Genomic DNA, 16,832 nt, shown 5'->3' with positions numbered 1-16,832 from the left:
GGGACATTGATCCCGACCCCTCTTCGTCGTGGCCGCTGGGAAGCGTCCTTGAAACGCGCTTGCGAGCTCTAGCCGGCGCCCATCAACGAGGCCGGGCGGCGCTCGCCGGTGGGGGTGAAGATCTTCTTCAGCTTGTTGACGACGCGGATCAGGAAACCGATCATCACCGGATTGGTCTTGCGGCAGAAGGCGATCTTCTTGACGTGGCCTTCGACATGCCATTTGGCATGCGCGCCATCGCGGAAGAAAATGACGTCGCCGGGGCCGTAGCGCTTGGGCGGCATGCCGTCGCTTTCGAGCACGATCGATCCTTCCATGATCATGATCGTCTCGTCGATGTCGTAGTACCAGTTGAAGCGGCCTTCGGTGCAATGCCAGATGATCGTCTGCGCGGTGCCGTCGGCGCTGGTCGACAGGACGCGCGAGCGGGATACCGGATTGCCCTCGATGATCCAGGACGGCTCGATCGGCCGCAGCTCGAGGTCGACATTGCAACTACCAATTTCAATCAATGCGCGCGACATCTGCGTCCCCAGGAGATATAATATGAATGACCGGGTCTCGGCCCGGATTGTTTTCGAAAGAAGCTGGGACGCTAGTTGCCGGTTTTTAATTCTTTCTTACGCGGGGCTCGACAATCAGCCCTGAGTTGCAGCTGCGAAACGGTTAACGTCACGATTTCCTCTGCGAATTCGCACACATGAACCGATCCTGTCCGGGGTGCGACAAAGTGCGCAAAGTATTGGAAGGAGCCGCACCGATGCCCCTCACGCCCGAGATTCTGACAGCCAACAGCGAGGTCGTCGCCAGGCTCCGCAGTCTCGATGTCTTCTTCGCGCCGGACGAGGAGCCCTGGTTCACCATCGACGGCGTCGAAGGCCCACGGCACGTCGGCAGTGACGGCTCCGGCAGCGCGTTCGTGCTGCTGCCGTCGCAAACTGTGCTCTATGTGTCATCGGAGGGCCGCGCGGGCATCATCGCGAAGAGCTTCGAAGCATTCATCCAGCTCGTCCTCGCCCGCCCCGACTGGCGCGACATCCTCAAATTCTCCGGGGGCGGTGACCTTGCCGAAATGCGGCGCGCGGCGGATGCGCTGGAGGCGACGCTCGACGACGAGGACGAGGTCAACGAGGCCCGCGAAGACATCCGCGGCGCGCTCGCACTGCCGGGCGCGGACGATCCGATCGGCGCGCTCTACGAGGCGGTGGCGGCGTCCGACGCGATCGTGCGAGCCACCGACGGCAGCCCGTTCACGACGCTGTTCAACCGCTTCAGCATCGACAACAACCCTACCCTGCGCAACGCGGCGGCGTGAGAGCGCGCTTCACGTGAGTCTCCTGAAGTCTATAGGCCGATCCTTACCTCTCCCCAGCAGGGAGAGGTCGGATTGCGCAGCAATCCGGGTGAGGGGCCGCGGCGTTCGGTGAGACCGTAACCCCTCACCCGGATCGCATCTATCGATGCGATCCGACCTCTCCCTACGGGAGACGTGAAGGCTACTTCGCCCATTCGCCCTTGCGGAAGACGGGCACCTTGCTGCCGTCGGCCAAGATGCCGTCGATGTCGGTCTCGGCCGAGCCGATCATCCAGTCGATATGGATCAGGCTCTGGTTGCCGCCTTGCGCCGCGATCTGCTGCGGCGTCAGCTGGGCGCCGTTGACGAAGCATTTCGAATAGCACTGGCCGAGCGCGATGTGCGAGGCCGCGTTCTCGTCGAACAGCGTGTTGTAGAACAACAGCCCGCTCTGCGAGATCGGCGAGGAATGCGGCACCAAGGCCACTTCGCCGAGGCGCCGCGCACCTTCGTCGGTATCGAGCACCTTGTTCAGCACTTCGGCGCCGCGCGAGGCCTTGGCGTCCACGATCTTGCCGTCCTCGAACCGCACCGCGATGTTGTCGATCAGCGTGCCCTGGTAGGACAGCGGCTTCGAGCTCACGACATGGCCGTAGACGCGGCGGCAATGCGGCGTGGTGAAGACCTCTTCGGTCGGGATATTGGCGTTGCAGCTGATGCCGTTCTTGGAGAGCGAGGCGCCGCCTTCCCATTCGTGTCCGTCGGCAAGGCCGATGGTGAGATCGGTGCCGGGACCCGAGTACTGAAGCGCGCGGAAGCGCTGGCCGTTGAGCCAGTTGGTGCGCTCGCGCAGCACCGCATTGTGGCTCGCCCAATTGCTGATCGCGTCCTCGCGATCGACCCGGGACGCTGCGAAGATCGCATCCGCGAGCTTGCCGATGGCGATATCTTCCGGATCGTTCGGGAACACCTGCTTGGCCCAGGACGGACTCGGATAGGCAATGATGTTCCAGTTGGTGTCGAAATTGACGATCTTTTCCAGCGCGGGCTGGTAGGCCATTGAATTGGCCTTGCTGGCGCGCGCGACCTTGGAAGGATCTTCGCCCGACAGCAACATCGGGTTGTCGCCGACGATGGCGAGCCGTGCGGTGTTGTCCGAGAACGCCTTGGCCATGCCCTCGTAGAGCCAGCTGGCGGCACGATCGAAACTGTTGTCGTGGCCATGACGGTAGCGCGCCAGCGTCATCTCCTCGTCCGACAGGATCGGCGTCACGAGGCCGGCGCCGGCCTTGTAGGCATGCACGGCGATCCGCCGCACCAGCGGCAGCGCGATTGCGGGCGCCGTCAGAAGCAGATCCTGTCCCGGCCGCAAGCCCAGGCCCACCTTCACCGCCACCTCGGCCAACCGGTCGAGCTTCGCGGGATCGATGGGAGTGGAAGTATTGCGTTGGTCAGTCATACCGGGCCCTCTGCCGAAAGTCGCTCACTCAATTTAAACCTAGCACCGCGAGACACAAGTATGCGAGCGTCTTGCGGCCTTGGAAAGATACGCGGTTTCACGCATTTTGGTTTTCAACGCGTTGCCGATGCCAGCACCCGGTCGACCATGGCAGGCGCGAGCCCGAGGTAATTTTTCGGTGAGGTGAGCGCCTCGATTGTGGCGCGATCGATGCGGCTCGATATCCGTGAATCTGCGGATAACGCATCAGCAAGGCTCATTCCCTTCTCGTTGGCCTGACGGCAGGCGTCATAGACGACGTCATGCGCCTCCTGCCGGCCGATCTGCGGGGCGAGGCCCATCATGACCGCTTCGGCCACAATCAGGCCGCGGCTGATGGCGAGATTGTCGTTCATCTTCGCCTCGTCCACGATGAGGCCTGCGAGCGCGAACTTCGCCTGGTGCAGCGCGCCGGCGGTCAGCACGAAGCTTTCCGGGATAGCCATCCATTCCGCGTGCCAGGGGCCGGTGGCACGCTCGAAATCCTGCACCATGGCGTCGAGCATCAGGCCGGCGTGCTGGCGCACCGCCTTGGACGCCGCAAGCATCAGCTCCGAGGAGATCGGGTTGCGCTTCTGCGGCATGGTCGAGGAGGCGCCGCGCCCCTTGACGAAGGGCTCGTAGACCTCGGCGAACTCGGTCGAGGCCATGATCATGATGTCGAGCGCGATTTTGCCGAGCGAGCCGGTGACGAGCGCGAGGAAATTCACGGCCTCGGCAAAGCCGTCGCGCGCGACGTGCCAGGTCGAGGCGGGAACGCCGAGCTTCAGCTCGGCACAGAGCGCCTTCTGCACGTCGAACCCTTTGTCGCCGAGCGAAGCCAGCGTACCGGCCGCGCCGGCAAACTGGCCGACCAGCACGCGCGGCTTCAGCTGCGCCAGCCGCTCGGCGTGGCGGTCGAACATCGCAAGCCAGATCGCGGTCTTGTAGCCGAAGGTCACCGGCAGCGCCTGCTGCAGATGGGTACGGCCCGCCATCGCCGTGTCGCGATGGCGCTTCGACAGATCGGCGAGGATCTTGCGCAGCTCGGCGATGTCGCGCTCCACGATCTCGAGCGCGGCACGCAGTTGCAGCACCGCGGCGGTGTCCATGATGTCCTGCGTGGTGGCGCCCCAATGCACGTAGCGGCCCGCCTCGCCGCATTGCTTCACCATCTGATGCACCAAGGGCAGGATCGGATAGCCGACGACATCCGTCTCCTGCCTGAGCAGATCGAAATCCAGCGCGGCGACGTCGGTCCGCGCCGCGATCGCCGCGGCCGCCTCCTGTGGGATCACACCGCACTTCGCCTCCGCCTTCGCCAGCGCCACCTCGACCTCGGCATAGCGCGCGACCGTCGCGACGTCGGAGAACACCTCGCGCATCTCGGGCGTGCCGAAGGCGTCGCGAAACAGCAGGGAGTCGAGCACGGTGGTGGCGGCGGGAAAAGCAGGCATGGGGTTTCTTCGTGGTTGGTGTTTTCTGTAAGCGGTAACTTACGCAGGCCACTCAATTCGGCAAAGGGCGTTCACCCTTCGCCACATCTATTGTGGGGGCATTGTGCCGAGGCGCCTTAGGATGACGGTGTTCGGCGAAGCAGATTTCGGCGGCCCGCGGCCGCAACATTCCAGTTGCGGTTGTATTCCCGTCTGAAAACGGCATGGCAGCCATCACGCGATTGCGATGAACCAAGCGCCCCCTTCGGCAGACACACGGTTTTCGACCCAAATTTCATTTTGTTTGTTTGCCCGATTTCGCAATGAGGCCTGAGTTTTCGACGTGCAGTTTCTGTTCCAGGACCACCTTCTCGACACCGACCGGCGCGAGCTGAGCCGCGAGCAGGTTCCCATTGCCGTGGAACCGCAGGTTTTCGACCTCGTCGTCCATCTCATGCAGAACCGCGACCGGGTCGTCAGCAAGGACGAGCTGATCGACAAGATCTGGCACGGGCGCAGCGTCTCCGAATCCACCCTGACCAGCCGGATCAACGCGGCGCGCAAGGCGATCGGCGACAATGGCGTGAGCCAGTCGCTGATCCGCACCATCACGCGCAAGGGTTTTCGCTTCGTCGGCGATGTCCAGACACAAATCGGCGCGGTCGCGCCGGGGCCGGTCCGTATCAGCCCGCCCCAGGCGGCCTTCGCGCTGCCCGAGCGGCCCGCGATCGCCGTGCTGCCCTTCACCAATATGAGCGGCGAGGCCGAGCAGGATTATTTCTCCGACGGCATCAGCGAGGACATCATCACCGCGCTGTCGAAGCTGCGCTGGTTCTTCGTCGTCGCGCGCAACTCCTCCTTCGTCTACAAGGGCCGCGCCGTGCACATCCACGAGGTCGCGCGGGAGCTCGGGGTGCGCTACGTGGTCGAAGGCAGCGTGCGGCGGAGTGGCGAGCGGGTGCGCATCTCGGCCCAGCTCAACGACGTCTCGACCGGCAGCCATCTCTGGGCCGAACGCTACGACCGCGAGCTCGCCGACATCTTCGCCGTGCAGGACGAGATTACGGAAGCGATCGTCGCCGCGATCGAGCCGCAGCTCTACGCCGCCGAAAGCTTCCGGGCCCAGCAGAAACCGCCGGGCAGCCTGGATGCATGGGACCTCGTGATGCGCGCGCTGTCACATTATTGGCGCATCACCCGCGAAGACAATGCAGCCGCCCAAAAGCTGCTGGAAGAAGCCGTCGCGGTCGATCCCGCCTATGGCAAGGCGCTGGGCCTGCTCGCGACCAGCCATATATTCGGCGCGCATATGGGCTGGGCCGACATGGCTGCCACCGTGCCGGTCGCCGAGCGTGCGGCGCTCGCGGCGGTGGAGGCCGATCGCGAGGATGCCTGGGCCCATCACGGCCTTGCTTACACATACCTGTTCCGCCGCCGCTTCGACGACGCGCTGGCTGAATTCGAATTGGCCTTGCGGCTCAATCCGAATTTCGCGATGGCGCATGCCTTCCACGGCGTGACGCTGTGCTATGCCGGGCGTTGGCAGGACGGCGATGCCGCCGCCCGCCGCGCGCTGCGGCTGAGCCCGCGCGATCCGCTCGCGGCGATCTATTGCGGGGTTGCGGCCTATGCCCGGTTCGTCGGCCATGACTACGGGGGCGCCGTGCAGATGGCTCGGGAATCGATGCGCCAGCGCGGAGATTTCGTCGGTGCGCACCGCGTGCTGACGGCGGCCGCCGGCATGCTCGACGATCCGGCCCTGGCGGCATCCGCCCTGGAAGGCCTGCGCCGCACCCAGCCCGAGGTTTCGCTTGCCTGGATCACGCGCGAGCTGCCGATGCTGCGGGAAGAGGATCGCGCGCATTACCTCCAAGGCTTGCGCCGTGCAGGCATGACGTAGGGCACAATGCTGACGGCATCCCCCCTTTGTGGATGGGGAGGAATTGCACTGTGCCGATCCGCAAAGCACGAAACTTGCAAGCACTCCGCGACGTGAATGATCGCGGAGCGCTCGTCTATGTACGACACCATCATCGTGGGCGCCGGCTCGGCCGGCTGTGTGCTGGCCAATCGGTTGTCGGCCGATCCAAATCGCAAGGTTCTGGTGCTGGAGGCCGGTCGCGCTGCCCCGCCCGCCTCGGACATTCCGTCCGACTGGCCGACGATGTTCAATACGGCGGTTGATTGGGGGTTTCATACCGAGCCGCAAGCAGGCTGCCGCGGACGGCGCATCTTCTGGCCGCGCGGCAAGATGGTCGGCGGCTCCGGCGCGATGAATGCGATGATTTATATCCGCGGCCTGCCGTCGGATTACGATGCGTGGGCGCGGGCGGGCTGCGCAGGCTGGGCTTGGGGCGACGTGCTGCCGAAATTCATCGCCTTCGAGAACAATGCCCGCTTCGCCGACGATCCCTTCCACGGCACCAGCGGGCCGCTGCACGTTGCCGACGTCCCTTTCGTCGATCCCAACGAATTGAAATGGCTGGAGGCAGCCCAGGCCGCGGGGCTTCCGCACAACCCCGATTTCAACGGCGCCACCCAGGAAGGCGCCGGCTTCTTCCAGTTCGTCATCAAGGACGGCGAGCGCTTCGGCACCGGCAAGGCCTATCTGCACCCGGCGCTGGCGCGTCCCAATCTCGTCCTGAAGACCGGCGCACGCGTCACGCGCATCATCATCGAGCGCGGCCGCGCGATCGGCGTGGCCTTTCTCGACAATGGTGAACTGAAGAGCGCCTTCGCCACCACCGAGATCGTGCTCGCCTCCGGCGCCATCGGCTCGGCACAACAGCTCCTGCTATCAGGCGTCGGCCCGGCTGACGAATTGAGGGCGGTCGGCGTCGACGTCCTGCATGAGCTGCCCGGCGTCGGCAAGGATCTCCAGGACCACATCAACATTCCCATCACCTTCTACACCAAGGAGAGGATCGGCGTCGGCGCCTGGACCGACGAAAGTCTCGCGGCGAGCCTTGCAGAGTGGCAGGCGCATCGCACCGGACCGCGCACCTCGCCCTGGGTCGCCGCCGGCGCCCATGTGCGCAGCCGCCCCGACGTCGAGCCCGATCTCCAGCTCTATGGCGCGATCAGCCCGCACCGCGACTATGTCCGCTTCCTGTCGTCCAGGCCGGGCATCACCCTGCATGCAACCTTGCAGCGACCGAAGAGCCGCGGCGAGATCACGCTGCGCTCGTCCGATCCGATCGAAGACCCCGCGATCGACCCCGGCTATTTCGCGTCGGACCCGAACGGCAGCGACATCGCGACCATGATCGAAGGCGTGCGCATCAACCGACGCATCGCCGCGCAATCACCGCTCAAGGAGATGATCGAAACCGAGGTCACGCCAAGCGCGGAGGCGATCAGCGATGCCGAGATCGCCGATTATATCCGCGGCCATTGCACGACGCTCTATCATGCCGCCTCGACCTGCCGGATGGGCATGGACGACCTCGCCGTCGTCGATCCCAAACGATTGCAGGTGCGCGGCATCGACGGTCTGCATGTCGCCGATGCCTCGGTGATCCCGATCATGATCTCAGGCAATATCCAGACGCCGACGATCTTGATTGCCGAATGCGCCGCGGCGGCGATCCTGGCTTAGACGCTAATCGTCGTCAGGCCCGAACAGCTTGATCTGGGGGAAGCCGCCGCGCGGCCGGCTCGCGACATCGCGCGCATCCGAATCCTCGCGGATGTTGCGTGCGACGTCATCCCAATCGGTGCGGTCGCGCATGCCGCGCGGCTCGCGGGACTCGTAATAATAGCGGCGCTCGGCCCAGCGCTCGCGACGCTCGGCTCGGCGCCGTTCGGACGCGGCGCGCTTCACGTCGGAATCCCTCGCCTTGGCATAGGCGTTGTTCGAGGAGGACGACGGCTCGGTCGAAGCTTGCTGCTCGGCAGGCTTTGCAGCCAGTGGCGACGATGCAGCGGCGGGCTTGGGCGGCTCCTTGGGCGGCTCGACGGCGGCGGCTTGCGAGGGCTGCGGCGCCGCCGGCGCAGCATTTGCCTGCGTGGCTTGCGTGTCGGGCTTTGCGGCTTCAGGCTTTGCTTCGGCCTGCGCCGGCGCTGCGATCATCGTGCCGAAGGCTTGCGAGCCGGTGAGATAGTTCACGCGCTCGGAAGGAGCGTTCGTCGTCGCCGCAGCTGATGTCGCCGTGCGCTGCGCCACCTTGCTGGTGTCCGGCCCCTGCTTGGACGCCACGGGATTCATGATGTTGCCGGCCACGATACCGCCACCGAGACCAATGGCGATGGCCCCGATGATGGTTCCGGCACCGACAAAATAGGCTGTCGAGGCGCGCATTCATCCACTCCCTCTTTTGGAGCGGGCAACGCGTGGGGATTGCCAGATGTTCCTGATGGCCGCGGCTCCTCGATGAGGAACCGCGCGTATCAGATCTGCTGTGCGACCTTCTCGAGCCCGATCAGGCGGGCGAGCTTGCGCACTTCTTCCTTCTGGTCGTCGCGAAGCTGGAACAACAATGGCATCGCGGCCGACTTCAGCTGCTGCACCTCGTCGCAATTCGGATCGATCTGCGCGCTGGGCGGCGCATTCGGATTCGACAGCCTGTTCGCCTGCATCTTGCGGGCAACGTTGCGCAGTGCGGTCTCGACCGAGGGCCAGTAATATTCCTGCGACGAGGAGAGTTTCAGGCGATCCCTGATGCCCGCGATCTGCACGTCGGACAGCAGCGAATAGGATTTTTGCGGCTGCGGCTTGGCGACGACCTTCGGCTTGGCCGGAACTTCGACGGCCGGAACCTCGGCAGTAGCAGGGGCCTCGTGCGCGCTCGCCTTCGGCATCGGGAAATCGGAGGGGGTGGCGGCGGCGAAGGCCTGACGCAGCGGCTCGGTCAGGACCGGTGCCTGCGCCAACTTGTCGGCGGCGACCTGGACCGGCTCGATCGCGGCCGAGGCCAGTGCGAGCGTCGGAACCAGGCGGTCGGCCTTGGCGGCGCGGTTGGTCGCGAGCGGCTTGGGCGGGGGCGTCTCGGCGATCATCTCGGCGCTGACGCTGGGAACGCTGTCGCGGCCGAGGATGGCGGCTGTGGCGGCGCCGAGGACGAGGAAACAGGTCAGCGCGACGATGGTGATGGCTTTGGACAAACGTCTCTCCGCGTCCGACTTCAAGTCCACGTGATCACTGCCCGGTAACTGGGCGATAATTAAGGCTGAACCGTGCCAATGCGGCGGCAATCGCGCGGACTACGGCGACATCCCCCGGAAATCCCAGCGAAATCAGGCCGCCGCCGCAAGATCATAGGCGTCCTGGATGTCGGCCACGATCTCCGAGGCCTCCCAGACTGCGCGCGGCTCGACCGATTGCAGCGTCACCGTCCAATTTCCGCCGCGGCGGGTCTGGGGGACGCTGACGATGTCGAAGCGGACGTTGCGGCACAGCGGGTGGCGGGCCAGTGCGTGGGCGACGCGGACGCGGATCTCGTCCATGGTCGCAGCCGTCTTGCTGTTGAGATAATTGAAGTCCATCGCCTGTCCTCTCGTCCTGATTGGCGGCCACGAGGGGATTCTTGGCTGGCGATGGTTAATCCGCCGTTAAGTGGGGCGGACTGGAGGCATGCGGGATTAACCGTGTGCGATGCACCGTGGGAGAGGCGACGACGCTACCGCCCACCCGCCCGGTGATATTCCGCGACGGTCCGCGCGACGAGATCGTCGACCGCGAGCACCTCGGTGACACCAGAGGTCGAATGCCCGCCGCTCCAGACGTCGCGCCAGCGCTTGGGACGGCTTTCGCGCGCGGCGACGTCGATATCCTCGGCGATGTCGATCGCGCCGCGCGCCGGCAGATCGTCGGGATCGAGCCCGGCGGCCACGATCGACGGCCGCAGCATGCTGGTCTGAAGTCCCGTGAACGCGGTGGTGAGCAAGATGTCGTCGGCGCTGCTCTCGACCAGCATCTGCTTGTGACGTTCGTCCGCCATGCTCTCGCGCGTTGCGATGAACTTCGTGCCCATATAGGCGAGATCGCAGCCGAGCACTTCTGCCGCGTGCAGCGCGCAGCCGTCGCCGATGCCGCCCGCGAGCACGATGATGCCGTCATAGAACGCGCGCACCGCGCGGACGAAGGCGAACGGGTTGAGCCAGCCGGTCTGCCCGCCCGCGCCCGCGGCGAGCAGCACCAACCCGTCGGCGCCTGCTTGTGCCGCGCGTTCGGCATGGCGGATGGAAGCGACGTCCGCCAGCACCAGCGCCCCGGCGTCGTGCAGCGGCTTCAACACGGGCGCGGGCGAGCCGACCGATGTGATGACGATCTCCGGCCTGTGCCGCAGCAGCACGGCAAGATCCTGCTCCAGCCGCGCATTGGAGCGGTGCACGATCAGATTCGGACAAAGCGGCGCGGCCCTGCGGCCGGCCTGATCTTCGTACCGGCGCAAGCGCGTCTCGATCGCGGTCAGCCATTCATCGAGCTGGTCCGCGCCACGGCAATTCGCCGTGGGAAAGCTGCCGATCACCCCGTTGCGGCAGGCCGCGACCATGAGCTCGACGCCTGAGACCAGAAACATCGGCGCCGCGATCAGCGGCAGCGCGAGACGATCGCGGAAGCGTTGCAGTCGATCCGATGGCATGCGTGCCTCCCTCTCGCGGGCGTTTCGTGTCCTCCCGCAGTCTCTGTGCCAGCGTCGTCCCCGGCTTGTGACAAGGTGCTGCGCGCGGGCTTCGGGAGCGGCGGGACCGGATGGTAGAGCAAATACTCCGGGATTCTACGGTGTCGTTGTTGCTTCCGCACCACAGCGCACAACGGAGTCTACGGCGACGATGCCCGCGCAATTGCCGGCGAATCAGGGAATCAACTAGACCGCTGACGGGGCTGGGGAAGCGGAGAGTGAAATGAGAGTCGCTTCCCTGGAAAGTGCGGTCGCCGCGATTACGTTGATCACGGCTATCATCGTGGTGCTGTGGGGGATCAAGATCTTCTACGGTGTGTGAACTGGCAGGATGCCGAGCATCCCTTCCGCGGCGGCGGAAGCCTGCCGTTCATTCGGAAGGAGCAATCGCGGCCCCGCCGTGACGCTCACCGCTTCTCGATCACCAGACTCTGCACCGCGCGGCCGAAATAGCCCTGACGGTCGGCGAGGCGCGACATCGCAAGGCCCGCGCCGTCGGGGCCGATCCAAGAATCGCCGTCGAGCAGGATCCACTCGCCGACCGGCTGGCGCGCAAAGCTCACGGTGAGGTCGGCGTTGATGTAGGTCCAGGCGCGAAAGTCGAGCGTCGAGGCGGTGCCGTTGGAAAAGTCGGCAGCGACCACGGCGCGCATCGCCTGCGAGATGGCCTCGCCTTCGATCAGCGGATGATCGACGCGAAACCAGATCGCACCGGCGCCGGCCTGGCCGAAGCGGCCGCGCGCGGCGCGCATCGAGACCGATCGCACGAACGGGCTGGTGGCGGCGTGACCGTCCTCGACCAATGAATCCTCCGGCGCGGGCAACGTGACCGGCAGCTCCTCGACCTCGTCCGGCAGCGTCAGCTCCTGGCGCCTGATCTTCAGCACGGTGGCGCCGACCACCTGCACGCCATCGGCGAGCAGCTTGATTCCGCAGAGCTGGATCTTGCGGCCCTCGCGCAAGACCTCGGTCGCGATCGTGAGCGGCGCCACCGGCACCGGGCGCATCAGATCGATGGTCACGCGCGCGACGTCCATCGGCGCCGCCGTCGGGATGCGCTCAGCCGCCCACGTCACCAGCGATGCCGGTGCCGAGCCGTGCTGCATGCGCCGGTCCCAGGGGCCGGCCGCATCGGGGCTGGTGACGACGTTGTTGCCGTCGACGCGGTAGATGGCGGTCATGCTGCACTCGATCCGGGAGCGATCACAGCGGCGGATCGATCGCTTCGTCGTATTCCTTCTTGAAGCGCGCGATCAGCTCGGCGGCGGGCACGATGCCCTCGACGCTGCCGATGCCCTGGCCGCTTCCCCAGATCTCCTTCCAGGCCTTCGGCTTGGCGCGCTCGCCTGAGGCGTCGGTGCCGAAGTTCATCTTGGAGGGATCGGACGTCGGCAGGTTTTCCGGGTCCATGCCTGCGGCCAGGATCGAGGGCTTCAGATAATTGCCGTGCACGCCGGTGAAGAGATTGGAATAGACGATGTCGTCGGCGCTCGAGCCCGCGATCATCTCCTTGTACTTCTCGACCGCATTGGCCTCCTTGGTCGCGATGAAGGCCGAGCCGATATAGGCGAAGTCGGCCCCCAAGATGCGCGCGGCGCGGATCGCCTTGCCGTTGCCGATCGCACCCGACAGCGCGATCGGTCCGTCGAACCACTTGCGCGTCTCGGCCACGAAGGCCAGCGGCGAGATGGTGCCGGCATGGCCGCCGGCGCCGGCCGCGACCAGGATCAGGCCGTCGGCCCCCTTCTCGATCGCCTTGTGCGCGAATTTCTGGTTGATCACGTCGTGGAAGACGATGCCGCCCCAGCCGTGCACGGCCTGGTTCAGCTCCTCGCGGGCGCCGAGCGAGGAGATGATCATCGGCACCTTGTACTTGGCGCAGAGCTGCATGTCGTGATCGAGCCGGTTGTTCGACTTGTGCACGATCTGGTTGACCGCGAACGGCGCCGACGGCTTGTCGGGATGGGCGCGGTCGTAGGCCGCGAGCTCTTCGGTGATCCGCGCCAGCCATTCGTCGAGCAGCTCCGGCGGCCGCGCGTTCAGCGACGGAAACGAGCCGACCACCCCCGCCTTGCACTGCGCGATCACCAGATCGGGCACCGAGATGATGAAGAGCGGCGAGCCGATCACGGGGATCGACAGGCGCCCCTTGAACAAGGCAGGCATGGACATTGCGGAACGATCCTTTGTTGGCCGGTCGAATTGAAAGCTGGGAGCCATACCAACAAGGCAATCTTTCCACTGTCAAGTATTGCGTTTTGGCGCCGTGTCCGATGCGGCCACCGCAATTCCAAGCAGCGGAATTCGAGCCTTCCAGGTCTACCCGCCCGTCATTGCGAGCGAAGCGAAGCAATTCAGAAATGTATCCGCGGAGACGGTCTGGATTGCTTCGTCGCAAGGGCTCCTCGCAATGACGCGGCGAGAGCTGCAGATGACACCCTACCCGATCAGATCCGGATTGATCAGCCGCTCGAACGAGAACATCTCGTCCCACTTCTCCTGCGTCAGCAGCTTGCGCTCGACCACCACGATCTGGTGCAGCGACTTGCCGCTCTTGTAGCCCTCGCGCGCGATCTCGGCGCATTGCTTGTAGCCGAGCAGCGGCTTCAGCACCGTGACGATGCCGAGCGAGTTGAGCACCATGTTGCGGGTGTGCTCCTCGTTGGCGGTGATGCCGACGACGCAGTTCTCGCGCAGGCTGTTGACCGCACGCTCCATGGTGCGGATCGAGAAGAACAGCGCGAACGAGATCACCGGCTCCATCACGTTGAGCTGGAGCTGGCCGGCGGATGCCGCGAGCGTCACCGTGGTGTCGAGCCCGATGACGAGGAAGCTGGTCTGATTGACGACCTCGGGGATCACAGGGTTGACTTTGCCCGGCATGATCGAGGAGCCCGGCTGCAGCTGCGGCAGGTTGATCTCGTTGAAGCCGGCGCGCGGGCCCGAGGCGAGCAGGCGCATGTCGTTGCAGATCTTGGTCAGCTTGCTCGCGGTGCGCTTCAACACGCCGGAGAGCTGCACATAGGCGCCGGTGTCGGAGGTCGCCTCCACGAGATCGCCGGCGAGGATGAAATCGACGCCCGTGAGCGCGCTGAGGTGGCGGACGGCGAGCTTGGGATAACCGACCGCCGCAGTGACGGAGGTGCCGATCGCGGTGGCGCCGAGATTGATCTCGCGCAGCAGCGCGCGCGCTTCCGAGATGCGGTCGACCTCCTCGCCGATCGTGGTGCCCCAGCCCCGGAATTCCGCGCCGAGCGACATCGGCACCGCATCCTGCAGATGCGTGCGGCCCATCTTCAGCACCCGGTCGAACTCGCACCCCTTGGCGAAAAAGGCTTCCTGGAGCTGGCGCAACGCCGTCATGTAGCTCTCGAGCCGCAGGATCAGGGCGAGGCGAAAGGCGGTCGGATAGGTGTCGTTGGTGGACTGGCCGTAATTGACGTGATCGTTCGGACTGACGTGCTGGTAGTCGCCCTTGGCAAAGCCGAGCGATTCCAGCGCGAGGTTCGCGATCACCTCGTTGGCGTTCATGTTGGTCGACGTGCCGGCGCCGCCCTGGATGAAATCGGTGACGAACTGATCCATCATGTCGCCGGCGATGACGCGGTCGCAGCCGAGGATGATGGCGTCTGCGACCTTGGCGTCGATCGCGCCGAGGTCGCGATTGGCCATCGCGGCGGCCTTCTTGACGTAACCGAGCGCCTTCACGAAGTAAGGCTCCTGGTTCATCGGAATGCCGGTGATGTGGAAGTTCTCCTTACCCCGGATGGTCTGGACGCCGTAATAGATGTCGTCGGCGATCTCGCGCTGTCCGAGGAAGTCCTGCTCCGTACGGCTCATGGGCGCTCCTTGGTTCTCGCGCGAGGGCCTTCAGTTCTGGCACAGCGCGCTGGTCACGAAAGTGTCGGTGCGGCAGTCGTCCGGTTTGCGTTGCCGGCCGGGGATCAGGACCTTGACGGAGCATTTTTCCGCGGAATCGGCGTTCAGGCTCTTGCCTTCCTTGTAGCCCTTGCCCTGGCAGAGCTGGTCGGCCGCCTGCTTGCAGTCGGGTGCGCCGTTCGCAGAGACCGGGCAGATCACGCGCCCCGACACCATGGTCGAGGGCTTGGCCAGCCGCGACAGGTCGTCCATGGTTTCGCTAGGGCTTTTGATCGGCGGCAGGATCGAGGGCAGCTTGTCGAACAGCTTGCCCATTTCGTTGATCAGCCCGGGATTCTCCTCAGCTGCCGCCGGCGCCGATGGAGCGGGCGTCGACGGCGGCGGGGCGGCCTGCGCCCCCTGCTCCCGAAGGCCGAGCGTCGGCGGGGCGGATTGCGGCCGGGCTGTTCCGCCGGCAGCGAGAAGGAGCAGCAGCGCTGCTGACATCAGCGTCCCAGACCGTGCGGCCGGATTGCCGGATCGAACCATCATGACGGCAACCGTAACCGAAGCCGGCGCGGCGGCAAAGCCGCCGGCCTAGATCAGCTTGACCGCGATGACGAAGCCGAGCACCAGCACCGCGGCCCCGATCGCAACCCAGAGACCGAGATGCTTCTCGATCCGAACCCGGATCCAGTCGCCATAGCGGTTGAGCAGGATCGCGACGACGAAGAAGCGCCCGCCGCGCGCGACGATCGAGCACAGGATGAACAGGATGATGTTGTAGCCGGCAAAGCCCGAGGTGATAGTGACGAGCTTGTAGGGGATCGGCGTCAACCCCTTGAGCAGGATGATCACCGCCCCCCATTCGGCATAGGAGGCCCTGAAGGCGTCGACCTTGTCACCGAGGCCGTAGACCTGGATCAGCCACTGGCCGACCGAGTCGAACAGCAGCGCGCCGATGGCATAGCCGACGACGCCGCCGATCACCGAGGTGATGGTACAGACCGTTGCATACACCCAGGCGCGCTGCGGGCGCGCCAGCGACATCGGGATCAGCATCACATCCGGCGGGACCGGAAAGAAGGAGCTTTCGGCGAAAGACACGATGCCCATGATCCAGAGCGCGTAGGGCTTGTGGGCGGCGTCGATGCACCAGTCGTAGATACGTTTCAGCATGGCGCCGCGATGAAGCACCATGGGACGGATTTGTCCATCGCCAGTTTTTGGGCGATTTGTGACGTTTTCAGTGGCGCTTGCGCGCGGCGCGGCCGTCGAGCGCGACAATAGGCCGCCGCGAGGCCATGCGCGGTGACGCGACTTTGGGCAATTTCGCCGGCGTCTTCGGCAGTTTCTCGGCAATACCGAGCATGTCCTCCCGCCGCGTCATTTCCCGCCAGACGTCCTCGGGGCGGACTCCGGCCGAAGCCCACAGCACGGTGAGATTGTAGAGCAGGTCGGCGCTTTCCCGGATCACGGCCTCACTATCGCCATTGACCGCATCGATGACGACCTCGATCGCTTCTTCGGCCAGTTTCTTCGCCATTTTTGAGGGCCCACGCTGAAACAGCCGGGCTGTGCGCGATGTTGCCGGATCAAGATCTCTGGCCGCGAGCACAGCCAGATATAGCCGCTCAAGCGAATCACTCATGGTACTCAAAACTACTCGAAACAAATGGCCGGCGTGTTAACACGCGGCAATATAAGCAAAAAACAAGCCGCCGCGGCAAGCGCGACGGCCTGTTCGCCGATGACGTATGGCCGATCGGTTAATAGCAGCTATAGCCGGAATAGCCGTGGGCGCAGGGGTTTTTGTAGCCGCCATAGGTGTAGCGGTTGCCCGAGTCGTAATAATAGGGACCATAGCCGGGGCTGCTGTAATAGACCGGGCCGCCCTCGTAATAGTAACCCGGACCCGGATCATAGGCGTAGGCATTGCGGCTGGCTGCGATCGCGAGGCCGGTCGCGGCCAGGCCGAACATCGCGGCAGCGGCGGCGCCGCCACCACCGCCATGCCAATGACGGCCGCCCGCGTAGGAGGCGCTGGGTGCAGCGGCAGTCAGGGCCACCACGGCGGCCGTGGCAAGAACGGCCTTGCGGCCGACGAACTTCGAAAAGCTGTCAAACATGATCTGGACCCTCCT

At 65.1% G+C, this 16,832-nt stretch carries 17 protein-coding genes; 3 read left to right on the top strand and 14 right to left on the bottom strand.

All coding sequences use genetic code 11. The features are described 5' to 3' along the window. Window positions 1-68 precede the first annotated feature (68 nt). Entirely contained in the window at window positions 69-524 is a 456-nt protein-coding gene (locus DCG74_RS10350) for a cupin domain-containing protein (RefSeq protein WP_172785086.1), read from the bottom strand. A gap of 236 nt (window positions 525-760) precedes the next feature. On the opposite strand from DCG74_RS10350, the gene DCG74_RS10345 reads away from it, so the two are divergent. Continuing rightward, the gene (locus DCG74_RS10345) at window positions 761-1,315 is read left to right on the top strand and encodes a hypothetical protein (RefSeq protein WP_172785087.1); all 555 of its coding nucleotides are present in this window, start codon (window positions 761-763) and stop codon (window positions 1,313-1,315) included. 181 nt (window positions 1,316-1,496) lie between these two features. On the opposite strand, the gene DCG74_RS10340 is transcribed toward DCG74_RS10345, so the two are convergent. Then, window positions 1,497-2,753 carry an aminopeptidase gene (locus DCG74_RS10340; RefSeq protein WP_172785088.1) on the bottom strand — a complete coding sequence of 419 codons (1,257 nt, stop codon included), beginning with the start codon at window positions 2,751-2,753 and terminating at the stop codon, window positions 1,497-1,499. Between the two features lie 113 nt (window positions 2,754-2,866). After that, window positions 2,867-4,228, bottom strand: coding sequence for a 3-carboxy-cis,cis-muconate cycloisomerase (gene pcaB / locus DCG74_RS10335; RefSeq protein WP_172785089.1), 1,362 nt, complete (start codon window positions 4,226-4,228; stop codon window positions 2,867-2,869). 322 nt (window positions 4,229-4,550) lie between these two features. On the opposite strand from pcaB, the gene DCG74_RS10330 reads away from it, so the two are divergent. Next, complete coding sequence (locus DCG74_RS10330) at window positions 4,551-6,107, top strand: winged helix-turn-helix domain-containing protein (RefSeq protein WP_172785090.1); 1,557 nt, start codon at window positions 4,551-4,553, stop codon at window positions 6,105-6,107. Window positions 6,108-6,224: 117 nt separating this feature from the next. Next, window positions 6,225-7,805, top strand: a complete 1,581-nt coding sequence (locus DCG74_RS10325; RefSeq protein WP_172785091.1) for a GMC family oxidoreductase — start codon at window positions 6,225-6,227, stop codon at window positions 7,803-7,805. Window positions 7,806-7,808: 3 nt separating this feature from the next. On the opposite strand, the gene DCG74_RS10320 is transcribed toward DCG74_RS10325, so the two are convergent. The 11 genes from DCG74_RS10320 to DCG74_RS10270 form a co-directional block, all read right to left on the bottom strand. Beyond that, window positions 7,809-8,507 carry a hypothetical protein gene (locus DCG74_RS10320; protein WP_172785092.1) on the bottom strand — a complete coding sequence of 233 codons (699 nt, stop codon included), beginning with the start codon at window positions 8,505-8,507 and terminating at the stop codon, window positions 7,809-7,811. A gap of 89 nt (window positions 8,508-8,596) precedes the next feature. Beyond that, the gene (locus DCG74_RS10315; protein ID WP_172785093.1) at window positions 8,597-9,310 is read right to left on the bottom strand and encodes a hypothetical protein; all 714 of its coding nucleotides are present in this window, start codon (window positions 9,308-9,310) and stop codon (window positions 8,597-8,599) included. Window positions 9,311-9,442: 132 nt separating this feature from the next. Next, window positions 9,443-9,691 carry a hypothetical protein gene (locus tag DCG74_RS10310; RefSeq protein ID WP_172785094.1) on the bottom strand — a complete coding sequence of 83 codons (249 nt, stop codon included), beginning with the start codon at window positions 9,689-9,691 and terminating at the stop codon, window positions 9,443-9,445. A 134-nt stretch (window positions 9,692-9,825) separates the two neighbouring features. Next, window positions 9,826-10,791 carry a nitronate monooxygenase family protein gene (locus DCG74_RS10305; protein WP_172785095.1) on the bottom strand — a complete coding sequence of 322 codons (966 nt, stop codon included), beginning with the start codon at window positions 10,789-10,791 and terminating at the stop codon, window positions 9,826-9,828. A 446-nt stretch (window positions 10,792-11,237) separates the two neighbouring features. Continuing rightward, entirely contained in the window at window positions 11,238-12,011 is a 774-nt protein-coding gene (locus DCG74_RS10300; protein WP_172785096.1) for a thioesterase family protein, read from the bottom strand. A gap of 22 nt (window positions 12,012-12,033) precedes the next feature. Next, entirely contained in the window at window positions 12,034-13,002 is a 969-nt protein-coding gene (locus DCG74_RS10295) for a nitronate monooxygenase family protein (RefSeq protein ID WP_172785097.1), read from the bottom strand. Window positions 13,003-13,269: 267 nt separating this feature from the next. Continuing rightward, window positions 13,270-14,670 carry an aspartate ammonia-lyase gene (locus DCG74_RS10290; protein WP_172785098.1) on the bottom strand — a complete coding sequence of 467 codons (1,401 nt, stop codon included), beginning with the start codon at window positions 14,668-14,670 and terminating at the stop codon, window positions 13,270-13,272. 30 nt (window positions 14,671-14,700) lie between these two features. After that, window positions 14,701-15,240 (bottom strand): hypothetical protein, encoded by a 540-nt coding sequence (locus DCG74_RS10285; RefSeq protein ID WP_172785099.1) that lies wholly within the window; start codon window positions 15,238-15,240, stop codon window positions 14,701-14,703. A gap of 45 nt (window positions 15,241-15,285) precedes the next feature. After that, window positions 15,286-15,867 carry a YqaA family protein gene (locus DCG74_RS10280; RefSeq protein WP_246570560.1) on the bottom strand — a complete coding sequence of 194 codons (582 nt, stop codon included), beginning with the start codon at window positions 15,865-15,867 and terminating at the stop codon, window positions 15,286-15,288. 67 nt (window positions 15,868-15,934) lie between these two features. Next, window positions 15,935-16,339, bottom strand: coding sequence for a phosphoribosyl-ATP diphosphatase (gene hisE, locus DCG74_RS10275; RefSeq protein ID WP_172785232.1), 405 nt, complete (start codon window positions 16,337-16,339; stop codon window positions 15,935-15,937). A gap of 118 nt (window positions 16,340-16,457) precedes the next feature. Continuing rightward, complete coding sequence (locus tag DCG74_RS10270) at window positions 16,458-16,817, bottom strand: hypothetical protein (RefSeq protein WP_172785101.1); 360 nt, start codon at window positions 16,815-16,817, stop codon at window positions 16,458-16,460. Window positions 16,818-16,832 lie beyond the last annotated feature (15 nt).

Origin of the sequence: Bradyrhizobium sp. WBAH42 (genome assembly GCF_024585265.1) — a bacterium.
GTDB lineage: Bacteria > Pseudomonadota > Alphaproteobacteria > Rhizobiales > Xanthobacteraceae > Bradyrhizobium.
This window is presented reverse-complemented; position numbering and strand designations above follow the sequence as displayed.